Source organism: Mesorhizobium sp. CA6, from assembly GCF_020165035.1.
Lineage (GTDB): Bacteria > Pseudomonadota > Alphaproteobacteria > Rhizobiales > Rhizobiaceae > Mesorhizobium.
In genome coordinates, this window is sequence record NZ_JAIUHI010000009.1 from 129,187 (window position 1) to 146,677 (window position 17,491).

Genomic DNA, 17,491 nt, shown 5'->3' on the forward strand with positions numbered 1-17,491 from the left:
TTGCAAAGCAAAGACCATACACTTCTAAAATAACCATCGGTCCGCCAGATGCGTATATCTGTGAGCGCCTTCACATACGCCGGACAGGGCTTGCGCTCAGATCTTGCAACGGCGGCATCGACGGCCCGAGCTGACTACGGCGTCCGAAGCTGCTGCCGGACTGCGATATGGATGCGGTTCTCGAGGAGAAATTTCGATCACCTAGCCATTTTCAGGTTTGCCGTCTGCGCGCATGGGCACCTCCCACCCAAGCGCGCGGATGGCGTTTCCAAGATCGGCCCGCAACCGCCAGTGCGCCCGGTCTCCTTACAGTTTGCCGGCTTATCCAATTTCGGCGTGTGACGCGTGACCTGGAACGTCTGTCCGCCACCTGCCGATTTCGGTCAGCCACCACAGAAGGAGACGACGCTTTGATCGAGCACGCACTTATCCTACAATTTCCGTCTAACGAGAGGCGGAATCGTATCATGGCTACAAACGGCGCGGACGACAGGAACCTGCCGCGCCTGGCGCGCATCGACCCGCGCCACTTCGATCTGTTGTTCGGCGGCTGCAAACTTGAGCGCTATGCCGCGGGCCAGCATTTGTTCGTCCAGGAGGACGCTTCCGACCGCATCTACGGCGTGATGAGCGGAACCGTCGAGATTTCGATCTATTCGCCCGGTGGGCAAAAGCTGGTGGCCAATATCGAGCTGTCGCGCAGCCTCGTAGGCGAGATCGGAGCCCTGGATGGGCGCCCGCGCACGGCGACCGCCATCTGCCTAACGGCATGCGAGCTGGTTTCGCTGAGCCGGACACAACTCTTTGATCGCATTGAGAAAAACCCGTCTCTGGCCCGCGCGATGATCGAATTGCTGTGCACGCGGCTGCGCTGGGTCAGCGGCGAGCTGGGCGACCAGGCCTTTTTCGGTATCGAGGCCAGGCTGGCAAAGCGGCTGGTGTTCCTGAGCGGCGTGATGGCAGACGCCGCCGGCTGGATTCCGATTTCGCAGTCGGAGCTCGGCGAATTCCTCGGCGCTACGCGCGAATCCGTCAACAAGACGCTGAACGACTGGCGCAGCCGGCACATGATCGCCATCAAGCGCGGCGGCCTGCGCATCACCAACGCCGCCGCGCTGAACCACATCGCCGAATCGCAGGACGACGACTGAGCAGGCTCGGCGACTTCGCCGTAGCCCGCGCGGCGCCTTCGCCATAGTCCGCTCGGAAGCTTCGCCATTGCTCCGCTGGTTCGTCGCTTTCGAGAAACGACGAACTGCTTTCAGCGCACCCGGTCAGAGCCGCGAGATCAGATAGCGCAGCGCCGACCGGCTCGGCATGAAGAAATAGCCGCCGCCTTTCGTGGTGACGAACTGCGGCACATCCTTGAGCACCGTGACCTTTTCCCAGGATGGGATCGAGAACCGGCCGCCGCCGCCCCGCGCGCCGATCGTCGGATCGGTCTCGCCGACAAGACCCTGGAACGAGTTCGACGAGACCCAGGTTTGCTGGATGAATTCGTACTGACGCTCGATATCGGCATTGAGGCACATGAATAGGAGGCCCTTCTCGATCTTCCCGCCCTTGCCCTTCTTCTCATAGGTGCGGCCGACGCGCAGGATACGGTGGCGCTTGCCGATCCTGATCTGTGTCTCGCGGTCCTCGCCAAGCGAATCGCGCGGGTTGGACCGGCGTATGTGGGAGCCGAGCGGACAGGCATGCCCCTGCGGATCCTCGGCGCCGAGCGCGAAATCATTGTCGACGCCGCGGCCCGGGCGTCCGTTCGGATTGCGCACCAGAGAGCTTCCGTCCTGCCAGCGACCGAGCATCTTTGCCGCCACCCAATGCGGTGTGATGGCGGCGTCGCCAGTCTCGTATGCTGCCTGCGTCGCGGCCTTCCTGCAATAATCGTCGAACAGTTCGACATGTTGCTCGAACTGGCGCAGGACGAGGAAGGTGCCGTTGCGGCCGAAATCGCGCGGCGGAGGCGGCTGCCCCGGTATCTGACGGTTGCGCCGCACCTGCGACAGGATGCCGGTTCGGTCCAGCGCCGCGTCCACCGACGGCGAAGCCGGGTAGAAGCCGTGCTCGTCGCGGTAGCCGAACAGGAACTCGCCCGGTGCCAGCAAATGCATCGGCGCGGCTCCCTTGGCGGCGCGCGACGTACCCCGAACGATCGGTTGCGAGATGCCGTCGACGAAGCCGAAATGCTCGACGGCCCGCTTGCCGTCGCGCCGAACCATCAGCGGCAGTTCGGCGGCCACGGACATCCCCGCGCCTGTCGTCTGTCGCTTCATGGCCGCTATCTCCGCCTTCAAAGCGGCCGGCGTCCCGGCATAGCAGACGATGACGACGTCGGCGGGATTGGCGGGTGACCCCCACTGCCATTTGTCGGGGGCGTCGGGACCGGTGTCGTTGAGGATGCGGCTGCGCTCGGGCGTTCCCATGCCTTGGCGAAAAGCGACAGGAAACGTGTCCAGCGGCTCGTCATCGACGCCGCCCTCGAGCCCCAGCCGGCGCAGTCCGTTGGGGCCGAACGCCACGGTCATGGCGCGGCCGGCAGGCACGCCGTCGCCGAAGCTGGTTTTTTCGGTCACGAAGTCGAGCCACGCCTTGCGCTTCGCTGCCGGCAAACCGTCCGGCACCCCGATCGCAAGCATGTGTGCATGGCCGAGCGCGCCGAACGGACCGAAGAAGATGGACTGGATTTCTCCGGATTCCAGTTCTTCGAGCGGCGCGGACGCCGGTCCAGCCAGGCCGGTTGCGTCCGCCGGCCGTGCTTGCGGGCGCGGCAGCGAACCGAACAGGCTCAGCCAGTCGCGCGCCTCGTTGCCGGTGGCCGACGCGATACCGCGCCTGATCCTGGAGTTGATGCGGATGCGCGTGGTGTTGAGATGCGGATAGGCGCTGTACCAGAACAGCGTCGGCACCTGCTGGCGCCGCGCCCAGCGTTTGAAACGATCGCCGTCGCGCGCGCCGTCCAGGAACAGCCAGCGCGTGCGCGGATAGCCTTCGGTGTTGCTCCACACGCCGGTCAGGCCGGCCGAAGCCTTGGCGATGAAATCCTCCAGATAACTCTCCCAGCTGCCACCGTAATTGGAGAAGAACACCAGCCTGTCGGTGCCAGGCAGCAGCACCCAGCGGGCGAAATGAATGGTGTTAATGGTGGCGAGGAAACCAGGCCTGAACACTTTCTGCGCCGATATCGAGATCAGGTAGAAGGAGAGCCGCAGCGCCAGCCGCCGCAAGATCCCCGGCTTCATCGTCGAGATCGCCGTCAGGTTGTTCTGCGCGCAGTGGTCCTCATTGGCGAGGATCTTTTCCAGCGCGCCGATATCGACCGGCTTGTTCGCCGGCCGGTCCTTGTCTTCGAGCCGCCGCAACGCCAGGAAGCAAAGGCCCACGAACAGAGCCAGAATAGCGAGCAGACCGAGCACCGTCAGCAGAAGCGCGGCGCCGGCGATAGCGATATTGGCGAAGGTGACGCCATGCGGGTTCCCGAACACGAGCACATAAGTCATGCGCCAAAAGGCGAGAACGACGATCGCGACAGTGGCGAACATCGCCGGCGTCAAAAGCGTCGTCGTCAGCGCGCGCGACCAGTGGCCGGGCGGCCTTTCCAGCAGGCTTTCGGCGGGCTCGAACGCCCAGCCGAATTGCCCGAGGCAGCGGACATGCCGGCGCGCTTCGGCCAGCACATCCATCGCGTTGCCGGCGCCCACGCGCGGCTTTTCGACGATCTCGCGCACGCTGTCGGCCAGCCGCGCCTCGGCAAGGATGCGGCGTACGGAATGGCCAGGCGTGCCGGAAAAAACCAGCCCGGCCGCGCTGCCGAAGGAGGGCGATATCTTGATTTGGTTCTTCTTCAGGAAGTCCTCCAGCGAGCCGCCATCCGGCAGGCCGCAGACATCCCTGAAGATCGGCCGCAGCCGATACCCGATCGATTGCGCAATGGCGGCAATGACGTCGTCGGTGCTGCCGTCGCCGGAGATTTCGAACACCAGCGCGCCGGTCTCGACCCCCGTCTTCTTGTCCCTGCCTGTGGGAGCGACGGCCAGGCTGGTGAAATGTATGGTGGCGACCTTGTCGAGTGCGGCGCTGATCTCGCCAATCGCGGGATTGCCTAGGTCGGCGACCTTGTCGCGCACCGCATCGAGCGGCATGGCGCGGGTGATCGGGCAGACAACCGTCACCATCGACTGGTCGGCGGTGCGGCAAAGCGGCGGGCGCTCGAAATCGACCTTGAGGCTTGCCGGATAGGCGCCGACATTGACCATCTTGCCGGCCCTGCCCCGCGCGCGGGCGAGCTTCGGTTTGCCGAACAGCGCGCGGATGCATTCGCCGATCTGGATGCGGGCGATCTCGGCGCCGATGCACAGATGGATGCCGTAACCGAAAACCATGTAGTCGCGATGCGCGCGCGACGTATCGAACTCGTTCGGCCGCTGCACGATCTCCGGATCGAACATTGCTGAAAGCGTCGCCGGCATGACCACCGTTCCGGCCTTGACCAGGCGCTCGCGGCGCGTGCCCTTGCCGATGACCGCGTCACGCCTGGTATAGCGCCACGGCCCGATCCAGATCGGCTTGAAGCGCATGGCTTCCATGATCGCCCGGTCGAGCTTGTCGGTGTCGCCGGCCGCGATGGCCTCATCCACAGCCTGCCGCGCATCGGATCGCGACAGGATCACATCCAGGCAATTGCTGCCGGCAAGCACGTTCGTCGGCACAAAGCCCGCGACCATGCCGAGCATGATGGAATGAATGTCGGGCAACGACAGGCGCCCTTGGTCCATCAGCGCGACGAGACGGGCAAGCGGCCGGTCGTCTTTGCCCGCTCTCTCCCTGACCGCGGCGATCGATCGGTTTATGACCTTGATCAGCCGATCGCCTCCGACCACGGCAAGCTGGCGCGTGGTGGGACTTGCCGTCGGATCGGAAAAGAACAGCGCGCTGAGCGCGATCGACCAGTCGGCGAACTCGGTTTCGTCGTCGATCTCGAGGCCGAAATAGTCGCGGCAGATGCGAACCGGCACGATCTTCATCAATCCGGCGATGGCATCGAAGCCGGGGCTGGCGCGGGTCATGATATCGTGCGAATGGCGCTCGGCGATCGGCCTGACGGCGGCTTCGACCTCCGCCGGCGGGAACGCGCTCAGCACCGCCGATTTCATCTGCCGGTACGCGGCGCCGTCCTGCATGCCGAGAATGAAATTCGAGCCCCGGGCGAGTTCGGCCATTTCCGGCCCGTAAGGCGTTTCGAACTCGTCGCCCCGCTCCAATATGTCGCGAACATCCGCGCCCTTGGTGACGAGCAGGAAATTGCCGAAGCCGAGATTCGGCCAGAAACGGCGCAGCAGCGCCAGTAGCCAGCGCGGATCGCTGAGAAGAAAACCGGCGATGCGGGAAGCAAAGCCGCTCTTGGAACGCAGCCGGTTGATGTCGAACGATGGCATTTCGGCGAGCGGACGCTGGCTCTTCTGAGCAGCGCGGACGGCGGCGAAGTACTTCAAAGTGATCATCGCGTTCAAGCCCCCCGGCTATCCACGTCAATGCGATGCCGGCATTGTCTGGCCTAGGTTTGCATCGGTCCGCCGTATGTGAATTCGTTCACAGTCATTTGTTGTCGGCCCCGGCGATCATGCGGCAGACTTGGCCTGATCGAAATTGCCGATCAGGAAATTGTTCTTGGCTGGGTCCACGAATGGTATCCAGCGTATCCTCTGCTCGGAAAAATCGGGGTGCCTGGTCATGAAAATCGCGAGTTCATGCGCCGCCTCGTCGCGCCGACCGCTTCTCATCAGGGCGCCTATCTTCAGGAATCTTGCGTAGAAGTAACCTGGCGACAGGTTGAGCGAGCGCTCGGCGGTGGCGATCGCGGCCTGCCAGTCCTCGACGAAGCAATAGGCCGCGGCCAGTTCCCCCAGATTATGGAAGCGATAGAGGTCGAACGGGCTCAATCGGTCAGTGTCGAGGAAGAAGGGGATCGCGCTGGTCGCATCGCCAAGCAAAAGGTGTGCGCTGCCCATGGCCGAGCGGGCGAAGGCGAAGCTCGGATTGATGTGGATCGCTTCGGCAAGATGCTCGGCCGCCAATGCCGGCTGGCCGCGCATGATGTCGGCTGCGCCGAGATAGGCATGCGGACGCGCATCGAGGCTATCCATCAGCAGCGCCTTGCGCGCAAGCGTCTCGACTTTCTCCAGATCGTCGCTGTCGCCGAAGCGCAGCCAGGCCCGCCAGAAATACCACCATGCGAGCTCATTGAGCACGGCGCTCGAATTCGGATCTTCCTGGTAGGCCTTGTCGAAGAAGTCGAGCGCGATTTCGGTATCGCGACGTGTCCGCCTGTTCATGTGCCAGCGGCCGCGCCTGACCAATTGCCAGGTCTCGAGACTTTCCCACGGCACCTGGAACGTACGCGCCTGCTCGGCGCGGTCGACCTCCTTGTCGAGTATGGAAACGATCTCGCTGCCGATCTGGTCGCGCAGGCTGAAGATATCGACGAGATCGCGGTCGAAACGTTGCGACCAGACCAGGCGCCCGTTCGAGGTATCGGTGAGCGACGTATTGAGGCGGATCTGCCTGTTGGAGCGCGCCAACGTGCCGCTGACGATGTAGCGGGCACCCAGCGCGTTGCCGATGAGCCTTGTGCCGAGGCTATCGTCGCGAAACTGAAAGCTCGAGCCCTTGGCGATGACCGAAAGCCAGCGCGTGTTGGAAAGACCGTAGATGATGTCCTCGGCGATACCGTCGGCCATGTAGCCGACATCGGGTTCGCTGCCGTTGCCCTGGAACGGCAGCACGGCGATTGCCGGGGGGCCCTTGGCGATCGGCCTGGAATGACTGGGCGTGGCGGGAATGGAAGCAAAGGAAGCCGTCGCGGCAGGGCCGTTGCCGCCGCGACCGGCGATCAGGACCCGCACCGGCAGGGCGATGTTCTTCAGGCTGAACTCGCCGAGATCGGTGAAGACGGCCGCCGTCTTGTCCTTCACGTGATGCCACGTCGTGGCCGAGATGGCGACGCCGTCATGCGGCGCGAATTCCTGAAGCCTGGCCGCGATATTCACGTCGTCGCCGTAGAGACGGCCCTCCCGGACGATGACGTCGCCGGTGTTTATCCCGGCGCGAAAAGGCATGCGCATGTCCTCGGCGACAGCGGCATTCAGCGCCACGATCCGGGCCTGGAAATCGAAGGCTGCCCGCAAGGCTTCGATTGGATTGCCGAATTCGGCCATGATGCTGTCGCCGGCATCGCCGAACGTGCGCCCGCCAAATGCTCCGCAACTGTCGGCGATGATGTCGCGCCTTTCCTCGAAGGCGGCAACAGCCAACTCGTCGTCGATGCCCATAAGCCTCGAGAATCCTACGGCGTCGATTGAAATGATTGTCGCAAGCTGACGGGTATAATTCCGTTCAGCCATGATTGAGCCCCCAGTCCCGCTGCAGTCCAGAACGGGCGACCTGCGCTCAAAGAAACGCGTCGCCGGCTGCCGACGGAAATCCTCGGCAGGCCCGGCGCACTGTTGCCACCCTCTTATGACCAGAATTCTATCAGGGTCTTGCCGAAAGCTCTACCACGAACAGCTAATATGGCGAATTCACCCTCCGGCGCATGGTTAGTCGTTCATTACGTCAGGAGACACATCCAAAGTGCGACCTCACCAGTTGAAATTGTTACATTTTCTCCGCCAGGCAATATTGGCTGGTTCCTGCGGCCGCATCGAGGCATGCGCCGCAAAAGTCGGTTGTTGCGGCGCTGCGGAACCAACCTGCCTGCGCGCGAGTTTCTGACGGCACTGACGCCGACGAGATTTGAGGGCTCTCATGCGCACTGTTGTTTCAGCAACCGGTATCGCTTTCCTGCTTATCAGTGGACAAGCCTTTGCGGCGGACGACCAGCCACTGCCGTCGCAAAATGCCAAGAAGCTCTCGGAGATCGTCGCCAAGGTCGAGCACCGCACAGACTTCCGCTATGTGAAGGAGGTCGAATGGGATAGCGACGGCTACACCATCACTTACTACACGACGGACAAGGCCAAGGTCCAAATCACCTACGATCCCGTGACCGGCGAACCCAAATAGGCCGCGTCCGCCTGCGGCCATTCCGCCAGGCCTACTAGGGGCAAATGGACCCCTGCCCGATCCCGGCATCTGTGCGTTGGAGCATTATCCCGACAAGTGGGAACCGGTTTTCAGAGAAGATCGTCTCCAACAAGAGTTAGATCGGATGGCGATTCAACGAAACGTCATCCTGATCTAGCGCCTGAATGCTCCTGTGCCGCGTTCCAACGCGACGGACCGCCCTTGCATCGTCACAGCTTTGGTGGCTGACTGCCCGCCATGATTGCGGGCACGGGGGTGCATGGCAATGATTGGCTACGTCCTGAAGCGCATCCTGATGGTGCTTGTCGGCTATCTGGTCGCGGTGCTTGTCGGGTTGATCGCCGTGGTGGTGATCTACGCGATATTGAGTTCGCTGCCCAATGCTCCGGGTTACTTCGAGCTTATGGCGTTCACGCCGGTCGCCGCACTGGTGGTGCCGCCGCTCGGCATGTTCATCTACTTTCTTACGATCCTCCTGACGGCTATGCAGACGCTGGTCTTTGCAATGATCGCAGAGTTCTTTTCGCTGCGAAGCTTCTGGCTGCATATGCTGTTCGGCGCCGCTGCCGCGGCAGCCGGTTTCATGCTGATCTGGCCGGACGCCGCCAATGATCCGGAACGCTGGGCGGACATGGGCATCATCGCCGGCGGCGGCCTCGTGGCCGGCCTGATCTATTGGCTGATTGCCGGGCGCAACGCCGGCTTGCGCCGGTCGTTGATCAAAGCAATTCCAGGAAAATTGTGAAGCGGTCCGGCTCGGCGGCTTCGCCGTGGCCTTCCGTCCGAGAGTAAAAAGCGCTCAGCTTGACGGCGTGCGCACCGCTTCGGTCGCGTCGAGCGCCTGTATCAGCTTGGAATCGCGGCCATAGACGTCGTCGAAATACTCGACCTTGCCGGACATGTCCGGCCATGCGGTGAAATAGGCGACATAGACCGGGATGACGCGCGTGACATTCTCGGTCGAATGCCCGTGCTTCAGCTTCTCGGCGATATCGTCGACCGTGGTGCCCAGCACGGCGGCGGCCATGCCGCGCGGATCCTGTAGCCGCACGCAGCCATGGCTGAGCGCGCGCATGTCGCGCTCGAAGAACGACTTCTGCGGCGTGTCGTGCATGTAGATGGCATGCTTGTTGGGGAAGAGGATCTTCAACTCGCCCAGCGCATTGGCCTCGCTCGGCTGCTGACGCACGCTGAACGGAATGTTGGCGCCATAGGCACCCCAATCGACCGCCGCCGACGGAATGCGCTTGCCGCGCGAATCCGTCACCTCATAGCCGGCGCGGTCGAGATAGCCCGGATCGCCGCGCAGTCTTGGCAGCATCTCGTTGACGATGATCGACTGCGGCACGCCCCAATAAGGATGGAAGTCGACCTGCTTGATCTGGTTGTAGAAGAAGGCGGTCTGGTTGGTGACCCGGCCGATGACCGCGCGGGTCTTCAGCTTCTCCTCGCCATTGTCGATATAGCTGGCGGTGAAGGCGGGTTGGTTGATGAAGACGCGCGGGCTGCCGAGATCAGACGGCATCCAGCGCAGTTCCTCGAGCGCGACCTTGACCTTCTCGACCTTGTCCGCCTTTGAGGCGCCGGCCAATGAAGCCACCGTGCGCGGGCCGATGACGCCGTCGCCCTTCATGCCGGCGCGCTGCTGCACCGCCTTGATCACCGGCACCAGCTCGGGATCGTAGAGCTCGCTCTTGCCGAGCCTCGCGAGCACTTCGCCATAGCTGCCACCCATCTCGTCATCGAGATTACGGGAAATAAGCGTCAGCAACTTTGGCAATTCCGGGCTGCTTTCGCCGGGCTTGAGCAGGAGCTTGGGATCGACGACGATCTCGTTTTCCTCGCTCGCCTCGAGCGCTTCCAGCTCGACGCGCAGCGCCTGGTATTCGGCATTCTGCGGGTGGCGCGATTCGAGATAGGTGCGGACCTCTTGGGTATGCGCCAGCGTCTTCAGCACGCCTTCAAGATCGAGCGGCTTGGCCGGGAAATCGTAATAGCCGGTCATCCGGTTGGGATCGACGCGACCGCTCTGGGCATCATGGGCATAGCGCAGCACGCGCGCCGACAGCGCCATCTCGAAGCGGACCAGTTCCTTGGTCCGCTCTTCCGGTGTGGCGGCGGAATTGGCGGCTGCCGGGACATCGACGGAGTAGTCGGCCGGCGTCAGGCCATAACTCGCCGCCTCCCCCAGGACGCGCACTGCATCCTGCGCCCGGCTGTTGGGGGTATTGTCGCTCACCCAGATGAAATCCGGATTGGCCGAATAATAGGCGATCAGCGCCTTGGCGATATCCGGCTCGGCAAACAACTCGTAGTCGCTCAAGCCTGCGACGGCATCACGGAAGCTATTGCTCGTCACCGACGGGACAAAGGCGGCGTCCTGAGCGGTCGCGGCCTGCGGTGCCGGCAGCAGCGATTTGAAATCGACCCGCACAAGCTTGTCGGCCCTGTAGGTGTTATAGGTCGGGCTACTGATCCTGACGCCGCCACCATCCTCTCCGGCCGGCCGCACCTTGCGCGGCTTTGGCGGCGGCGGAAACTCGCCTTGCGGGCTGTGCCGGATGCCGCCGCCGAACAGCATGTCGAACAGCCCTTGCGCGCTTGCCGACTGCTGCCCGAGGGCAAGAGTCGCCGCGACCGCGATCGGCAGGACGGCTTTTTTGTTTCCGAGGATTTTCATGCTTCACCCGCACCGGTTGAAACCGGTTCCCGTTCCACGCCGCTGGACGGTCCCGCCCTCCGCAAGGCGGATGTATGACGTGACTATACCGATTCATACTGATTTCGTTAAGCTTCCATAAATTTTCGGAGCCGTGTTGCAGAACGGTTTCACATCCTTGTGAGACCTAAAACGAGCTGGCCGTTCCAAGTGTTCCGACACCCGGGACAATCAGGCGTGGCGTTGCTGATAGGCGAAAAAGTCACATAGGTACGCGAGCAGCGTTTCGAGTGGACTGTCGTCAAGCAGGAATCACCGGCGGATTCGACGGCCGCCCTGTGCGGGACGGCCAAGGCGTGACAAAGCGCGGTCTTTGTGATCGAAATTCCGGCGGCCTCGAGCCACGGCCTGGAGGATGTGCAGTGAAGAAGGGATATCGCCAGCTTCTCGACGAGGCGAATGCCGAGATCGAGGTCGTGTCGCCTGAGGAGGCAGCGGGGCTGCTGGAGGATGAGGACACGATCTTCGTCGATCTGCGCGACCCGCGCGAGGTCGAACGTGACGGCAAGATCCCCGGCGCCAAGCATGTGACGCGCGGCATGCTGGAATTCTGGATCGATCCCGAAAGCCCGTATCACAAGCCGTTCTTCGCCAGCGGCAAGACCTTCGTCTTCTTCTGCGCCGGAGGCTGGCGCTCGGCGCTTGCCACGAAGACGGCCCAGGACATGGGCCTGACGCCGGTCAAGCATATCCTCGGCGGCTATAGCGCCTGGAAAGCAGCGGGCCTGCCCGTAGAGCCGGGGCAGAAAAAGAAGGCGGACTGATAGGCGATTAGTGCAGGGCCGTTTCCCGCTGCCCAGTCACAAAGCCGACCGCGCGCGCGACGACGTCCCTGTCGGTGAGGATACGCCGGTGGCCAAGCCCCTCGGCCCAATGCAGGTGGACATGCTCGCCGGCGCCCGCATAACGCTTCGCATGATCGGCATGGACTTCGCGATCGTCCGGCGCGTGGATGATCAGCGTCGGCACCGACGCCTCCGCAAGCTGGCGGTCGCCGGTGAATTCGCTGAGCGGCCGCCCGGACAGATGCTTCACCCGGTCCGCCATGGCGACGCGCGAGCGCGGCCCGACATTCATCATATCGCTGAAGTCGTCGAAGATTGCAGGCAGCGAGCTCGGCGCCGCAATCAGCACCAGCTTTTGCGCCGCAAGCGGCGGCATGCCCTTGACCGATGCGGCAACGGCATTGGCGGCAATCGCGCCGCCGAAGGAATGGCCGACGACGGCGGCAAAGGGGCCGAACCATTCGCCGGCGACCCGCGCCGCGTCCACGGCAGTCACCATGTTGAGATGGCGGCCGAGCGAATGGCCATGCCCAGGCAGGTCGAGCGAAACAACCTTGTAGCCGGCGCCGCGAAATCCTTCGATAAGGGCGCGCATATATTCGGTACGCGAGCGCCAACCATGAATGACGAGCACCGTGCCGCGCGACTCCCTGCCCGGCTCCGGCCGGAATTCATGCACTGCGACGCAATCGGTCCTGGTTTTCAGCCTGTGATGGCGCGCCTCGGCCATGAAGGCTGAGGCCCGCTCGACGGCCCGGCGTTCGCCGTCGCTCAAGGTCTTGACGTTTGGTGTGCGGCAAAACAATTCGAAGGCGGCACGGCCGCTAAGACGCGGCGCAACATGCTCGGCCGCGCCGAAAACGCCCCGGATGACCTTCATTCCAAATGATGCCATATTGGCAGTCCATCCATTCGTTCAAGCATGAACATAATAGTTCAAAGATGAACATTAAGCAAGAGCTACCCTGGGACAACCCTCGCTTTCGCAACTGGGTTGCGGTGGCGCGCGCCTGCCATGTGCTGGAGCGCACGCTGGCGGTTAAGCTCGGCCCGCTCGACCTTAAGCCGGCGCAGCTCGACGTGCTGATGAACCTCTACCGCCACCCCGGCATGTCGCAGCACGACCTTGCCCGCAAGCTGCTCGTCGGCCGCTCCAACATCACCATGCTGTTGCCGCAGCTCGAGGCCCGCGGGTTGCTGCGTCGCGAAGGCGACGAGAAGGACAAGCGGGTGCTGCGGCTGAACCTCACCGAGGCGGGCGAGGCTCTGCTGATGAAGGCCCTGAAGGTTCATATGGCGCTGATCGAGAAGGCGATGAGCCAGTCGACGCCGGAGCAGTGCGACATGATCGGCGAGCAGATGCGCAAGATCGCCGACGTGCTGAAGGAAGCCTGAGCGCGGCTTCCAATCACCACATCGTCTTCTTCGCTCTTTCCGGCCATTCCTCGTCGTACTTCTGGCCGTCGATGTTCTTACGGCTGGTGATCTCGAGAATCTGGCCGGGTGTCGGCAGCGACTTCGGGTCGATATGCCTGGCCGGGTTCCATAGTTCCGAGCGGACGATAGCGCGGGCGCATTGGAAATAGACCGTATCGACATCGATGACAGTGACCGAGCGGGCCGGCTTGCCGTCGACCGTGAAGGACGCGCAAAGCCCGGCATCGGTCGTGATGTGAGCGCGGCCGTTGACGCGCAGCGTGGTGCCCGAGCCCGGCACCAGAAAGAGCAGCCCGACGCGCGGATCGCGAATGATGTTCTTCAGCGAATCGGCGCGATTGTTGCCGCGCCTGTCGGGCATCATCAGAGTCTTGTCGTCGACAATGCGCACGAAGCCGGCGAGATCGCCGCGCGGGGAGCAGTCGAGGCCCTCGGGCCCGCTCGTCGCCAGCGCCACGAAGGGCGAGGCCTCGATGAAGGCGGCATATTCGGGAATCACATGGTCGAGTTCCTTGACGACAGAAGCCTCGCCCGGCAGCCCGTAGAGGGCCTCGAGCTGCTCGACGGATGTGATGCGCGACATCTTTTTCGCCTCCTGACCTTTTGCCGGCGCTACTCCATGTCCATGACGCCTTGACGACGGCGGCTGCCGACATTGGATTGCCACGCGCCGGCTAGCGATCCCGGCTCAGCCCCTTCTCGGCCAGCTCGGCGAGATAGGCGTTCCAGCGCTCGTCCTTTTCGTGGCCGAGCGTATGCAGATAATTCCAGGTGAAGATGCCGGTGTCGTGGAAATCGTCGAAGGTGATGCGCACCGCATAATTGCCGACCGGCTCGATCTTGAGGATCGTGACATTGCGCTTGCCCGGAACTGTCACCCGCTGCTCCGGCGAATGGCCCTGTACTTCCGCCGATGGCGAAGCCACGCGCAAAAACTCCGCCGGCAATTCGAACGGTTGATGGCCCGGGAAGGTCACCGTCAGCAGCTTGCGGTCCTTCGAGACCCTGAGTTCCTTTGGCGCGGTCATGACTGTCCTGTCTAGAGCCGGATTATTTCAGGTCTGTTCGACCTGAAATCTGAATCCGTCTCTAAGTCAAAGAGATAGAGCATGATGTCGTCCGAAAAACCGCTTCACACTTTTCGGCATCATGCTCTGGGTTGCGCCCTTCCCTACGCCGCTTCGCGCGATCCGGAAAGACCGGTGCCCAATGCATGTCGCCCAGAAGTGGGCAGCGGTTCTGGGACAAACGACATGCATCCGACAAAGGCTTTCAGCCAGCCGACACGCGATGTCGGCCGGGGAATGTTACCAAAGATCAAGACCGTCTATCTTGAATGCGGCATTGGATCGTATCACATAGCTGTATATAACGGTGCCGCTCAGGCCATGGGAAACGTTTGCAAATGGACATGATCGACCCCTTCGGTCGCACCATCAGCTATCTGCGCGTGTCGGTCACCGACCGCTGCGATTTTCGCTGTACCTATTGCATGGCCGAGGACATGACCTTCTTGCCCAAGAAGGATCTGTTGTCGCTCGAGGAGCTTGACCGGCTCTGCACCGTTTTCATCGAAAAGGGCGTTAGGAAGCTCAGGCTGACCGGCGGCGAGCCGCTGGTTCGCAAGAACATCATGCATCTGGTGCGCCAGCTGTCGCGGCATCTGGAGAGCGGCGCCCTGGAAGAGCTGACGCTGACCACCAACGGCTCGCAGCTGTCGCGCTTCGCCGCTGAGCTCGCCGATTGCGGCGTCAAGCGCATCAACGTCTCGCTCGACACGCTCGATGCCGAGAAATTCCACCAGATCACCCGCTGGGGCAATCTCGGCAAGGTGATGGAGGGCATCGATGCCGCACAGAAGGCCGGGTTGAAGATCAAGCTCAATGCGGTTGCGCTGCGCGACTTCAACGACGCCGAAATCCCCGAGCTGATGCGCTGGGCGCATGGCCGCGGCATGGATCTCACTCTCATCGAGACGATGCCGATGGGCGAGATCGAGGCCGACCGCACCGACCAGTATCTGCCGCTGTCGCTGCTGCGCGCCTCGCTGGAGCGCCAGTTCACGCTCTCCGATATTCCTTACAAGACCGGCGGCCCGGCCCGCTATGTCCATGTCACGGAGACCGGCGGCCGTCTCGGCTTCATCACGCCGATGACGCATAATTTCTGCGAAAGCTGCAACCGCGTGCGGCTGACCTGCACCGGCACGCTCTACATGTGCCTTGGCCAGGAGGACGCCGCCGACCTCCGGGCGCCGTTGCGCGCCACCGAAGGCAACGAGTTGCTCGGCGAGGCGATCGACGAAGCCATCGGCCGCAAGCCCAAGGGCCATGATTTCGTCATCGACCGCCGCACCAGCCGCCCATCGGTATCTCGGCATATGAGCGTCACCGGCGGCTGATTTTTTCTGCGATTTGGTGCAGGATCACCTTCGGTCATCGACCAAAGGGGGGATCATGAAACGTCCGCAGCGCATCGGTTGGTCGTCGGTAGCGGCGATCTTGTCCCTGTCGACAATCGTGCCGGCGACCGCGATGGCCAAGCCCTTCACCTATGTGAATGCGCGGTTCGGCCAGTCCTGCACTTTTCCCGACGACATCTTCAACAAGCCGATGCCCGAGCCGGAAAATGGCGACGGACAGCAATGGGTTAGCGCCGACGGCGCCAGCCTGACCTGTTCCGGCATCTACAACATCGACAGCGACACGCCGCAAGCTTTCGTCGTCCAGGAGAAAGCCAACACCGAACCGGGTTACAAGATCACCTACAGCAAGACCGGCAAGAATTGGGCGGTGCTCTCCGGCACCAAGGACGGCAACATTTTTTACGACGGCGCCTGTTCGGAAAGGACGACGTCATTCGCACCGTCTGGATCGAATACCCTGCCGCGCTCAAGGCAAAATACGACCCTTTGGCCGGCTCCATCGCCAAGACCCTGCGCGGCCCTTGAGGTCAGCCTGAGCCCACACTGAAAATAAAGCGCTGGCGTCGCCTTCCGGCCGATTTACCGCCGGCCTTTTCCAGCCTAGCCTTCGCGCGCGATTATCGCTCTAGGGGGAGTGCACATGCGCACATTCATGCTTTCACTGGCAATGCTTGGGGTTGCTTCCGTATCGGCCGCGGCTCAGTCGATCGGCGGCACCTACACCGTCGCCGGCACCAATTTCGACGGCTCGAAATATGACGGCGAGGCAACCATCACGCTGACCAGCGACACGACCTGCACCATCCACTGGGAAACCGGCGGCTCGACCTCGGACGGCATCTGCATGCGTAACGACAATGCATTTTCCGCCGGCTACGCGATGGGCAAGGAGATCGGTCTCGTCGTCTACAAGATCGAGAAGGACGGCTCCCTGCACGGGCTGTGGACCATCGCCGGCCAGAACGGTAACGGCACCGAGGTGCTGACGCCGAAGTAAGCCTTCCAAAGCTCGGCAAATCGATCTCATGGGCCACGCAGAAATTCGTGGCCCATTTCTTTGCCGTTGCTGTTTTCCGGCTGCCTGCTAGACGGCTGAATTAAAATAGTCCGGAAACGCCCTTGCCTCTCTCGCCAAATCTGCGCGGCGCGCTGTTCATGATCGTGGCCATGGTCGGCTTCACCTTGAACGACGCGATCGCCAAATTCTCGTCGGAATCGATGAACATGGCGCAGGTCATGCTGGTGCGGGGCGCCTTCGCGTCCTTGTTCGTCGGCCTGCTCGCCTGGCGGCGCGGCGCGCTTGCCAATCCGGCGGCCATGCTGCAGCCGATGGTGGCGACGCGCGTCGCGGGCGAAGCCGGCGCCACGGTATCGTTTCTGATCGCGCTTGCGCATTTGCCGATCGCCAACGTATCGGCCGTGCTGCAGGCGCTGCCGCTGGCGGTGACCATGGGCGCGGCGCTGTTCTTCGGCGAAGGCGTCGGCTGGCGGCGCTGGCTTGCCATTGCCATCGGCTTCACCGGCGTGCTGATCATCGTGCGGCCGGGCTTCGAGGGCTTCAGCGTCTACTCGTTGCTGGCATTGACCAGCGTCGCCTGCTGCGCGGTGCGCGATCTCGCCACCAAGCGGATCCCCGACGCGATCCCGACCATGCTGGTGTCGACGGCGACCGCGCTTGCCATGACGGTGCTGGGCGCGCTGCTTTTGTCGCCGATGGGCGGCTGGACGCCGATGAGCGGCCGGGCGACCACGCTTCTGGCGCTGGCGGCGGTACTGGTGCTCATCGGCTATCAGTTCATCATCATGGCGATGCGCTCGGGCGACATCTCCTTCATCGCCCCGTTCCGCTACACCGCGCTATTGTGGTCGATCCTGCTCGGCCTCGTCATTTTCGGCGATATCCCCGATGCGCCGATGACCGTCGGCGCCGCCATCATCATCGGCTCGGGCCTCTATGCGCTCTACCGCGAGCGCGTCGTCGGCCGGCAGCAACCTGCCGCCGAAAGCGCTGGACCCGACATGGCACCGGACGGCATATAGGCG

The 17,491-nt window shown here is 62.8% G+C and carries 15 protein-coding genes; 9 read left to right on the forward strand and 6 right to left on the reverse strand.

The genetic code is table 11. The features are described from left to right. The first annotated feature begins 467 nt into the window (after positions 1–467). Positions 468–1,151 carry a Crp/Fnr family transcriptional regulator gene (locus LB526_RS15615; protein WP_224628483.1) on the forward strand — a complete coding sequence of 228 codons (684 nt, stop codon included), beginning with the start codon at positions 468–470 and terminating at the stop codon, positions 1,149–1,151. Positions 1,152–1,274: 123 nt separating this feature from the next. Here the strand turns inward: LB526_RS15615 and LB526_RS15620 are convergent, their stop codons facing one another. Together LB526_RS15620 and LB526_RS15625 are read right to left on the reverse strand one after the other, a co-directional pair. Then, positions 1,275–5,501, reverse strand: coding sequence for a cytochrome P450 (locus tag LB526_RS15620; RefSeq protein ID WP_224628276.1), 4,227 nt, complete (start codon positions 5,499–5,501; stop codon positions 1,275–1,277). Between the two features lie 117 nt (positions 5,502–5,618). Beyond that, entirely contained in the window at positions 5,619–7,400 is a 1,782-nt protein-coding gene (locus LB526_RS15625; protein WP_224532247.1) for an adenylate/guanylate cyclase domain-containing protein, read from the reverse strand. A 403-nt stretch (positions 7,401–7,803) separates the two neighbouring features. Between LB526_RS15625 and LB526_RS15630 the strand changes: the two genes are divergently transcribed. Together LB526_RS15630 and LB526_RS15635 are read left to right on the forward strand one after the other, a co-directional pair. Further along, positions 7,804–8,061 carry a PepSY domain-containing protein gene (locus LB526_RS15630; RefSeq protein ID WP_224532248.1) on the forward strand — a complete coding sequence of 86 codons (258 nt, stop codon included), beginning with the start codon at positions 7,804–7,806 and terminating at the stop codon, positions 8,059–8,061. Positions 8,062–8,347: 286 nt separating this feature from the next. Then, a complete protein-coding gene (locus tag LB526_RS15635) occupies positions 8,348–8,827 on the forward strand; it encodes a hypothetical protein (protein ID WP_411967615.1) in 480 nt (159 codons plus the stop codon). A gap of 54 nt (positions 8,828–8,881) precedes the next feature. Here the strand turns inward: LB526_RS15635 and LB526_RS15640 are convergent, their stop codons facing one another. Beyond that, on the reverse strand, positions 8,882–10,762 hold the full coding sequence (locus LB526_RS15640; RefSeq protein ID WP_224532250.1) for a murein L,D-transpeptidase: 1,881 nt from the start codon (positions 10,760–10,762) through the stop codon (positions 8,882–8,884). A 401-nt stretch (positions 10,763–11,163) separates the two neighbouring features. Here LB526_RS15640 and LB526_RS15645 point away from each other — a divergent pair, with 401 nt between their 5' ends. Further along, on the forward strand, positions 11,164–11,565 hold the full coding sequence (locus LB526_RS15645) for a rhodanese-like domain-containing protein (RefSeq protein WP_224532251.1): 402 nt from the start codon (positions 11,164–11,166) through the stop codon (positions 11,563–11,565). Between the two features lie 7 nt (positions 11,566–11,572). Here LB526_RS15645 and LB526_RS15650 read toward each other — a convergent pair whose 3' ends face one another. Next, entirely contained in the window at positions 11,573–12,481 is a 909-nt protein-coding gene (locus LB526_RS15650; protein ID WP_224532252.1) for an alpha/beta hydrolase, read from the reverse strand. A gap of 47 nt (positions 12,482–12,528) precedes the next feature. Here LB526_RS15650 and LB526_RS15655 point away from each other — a divergent pair, with 47 nt between their 5' ends. Next, entirely contained in the window at positions 12,529–12,981 is a 453-nt protein-coding gene (locus LB526_RS15655; protein WP_095765406.1) for a MarR family winged helix-turn-helix transcriptional regulator, read from the forward strand. Positions 12,982–12,994: 13 nt separating this feature from the next. Here the strand turns inward: LB526_RS15655 and LB526_RS15660 are convergent, their stop codons facing one another. Together LB526_RS15660 and LB526_RS15665 are read right to left on the reverse strand one after the other, a co-directional pair. Then, on the reverse strand, positions 12,995–13,606 hold the full coding sequence (locus tag LB526_RS15660; RefSeq protein WP_224547718.1) for a pyridoxamine 5'-phosphate oxidase family protein: 612 nt from the start codon (positions 13,604–13,606) through the stop codon (positions 12,995–12,997). A gap of 91 nt (positions 13,607–13,697) precedes the next feature. Further along, complete coding sequence (locus tag LB526_RS15665) at positions 13,698–14,051, reverse strand: gamma-butyrobetaine hydroxylase-like domain-containing protein (RefSeq protein WP_224547720.1); 354 nt, start codon at positions 14,049–14,051, stop codon at positions 13,698–13,700. A 377-nt stretch (positions 14,052–14,428) separates the two neighbouring features. Between LB526_RS15665 and moaA the strand changes: the two genes are divergently transcribed. From moaA to LB526_RS15685, 4 genes are all read left to right on the forward strand, one after another. Beyond that, on the forward strand, positions 14,429–15,424 hold the full coding sequence (gene moaA, locus LB526_RS15670; protein WP_095765403.1) for a GTP 3',8-cyclase MoaA: 996 nt from the start codon (positions 14,429–14,431) through the stop codon (positions 15,422–15,424). Between the two features lie 55 nt (positions 15,425–15,479). Then, positions 15,480–15,995, forward strand: coding sequence for a hypothetical protein (locus LB526_RS15675; RefSeq protein ID WP_224547722.1), 516 nt, complete (start codon positions 15,480–15,482; stop codon positions 15,993–15,995). A gap of 93 nt (positions 15,996–16,088) precedes the next feature. Continuing rightward, complete coding sequence (locus LB526_RS15680) at positions 16,089–16,445, forward strand: hypothetical protein (RefSeq protein WP_140628062.1); 357 nt, start codon at positions 16,089–16,091, stop codon at positions 16,443–16,445. Between the two features lie 122 nt (positions 16,446–16,567). After that, a complete protein-coding gene (locus LB526_RS15685) occupies positions 16,568–17,488 on the forward strand; it encodes a DMT family transporter (RefSeq protein WP_224547732.1) in 921 nt (306 codons plus the stop codon). Positions 17,489–17,491 lie beyond the last annotated feature (3 nt).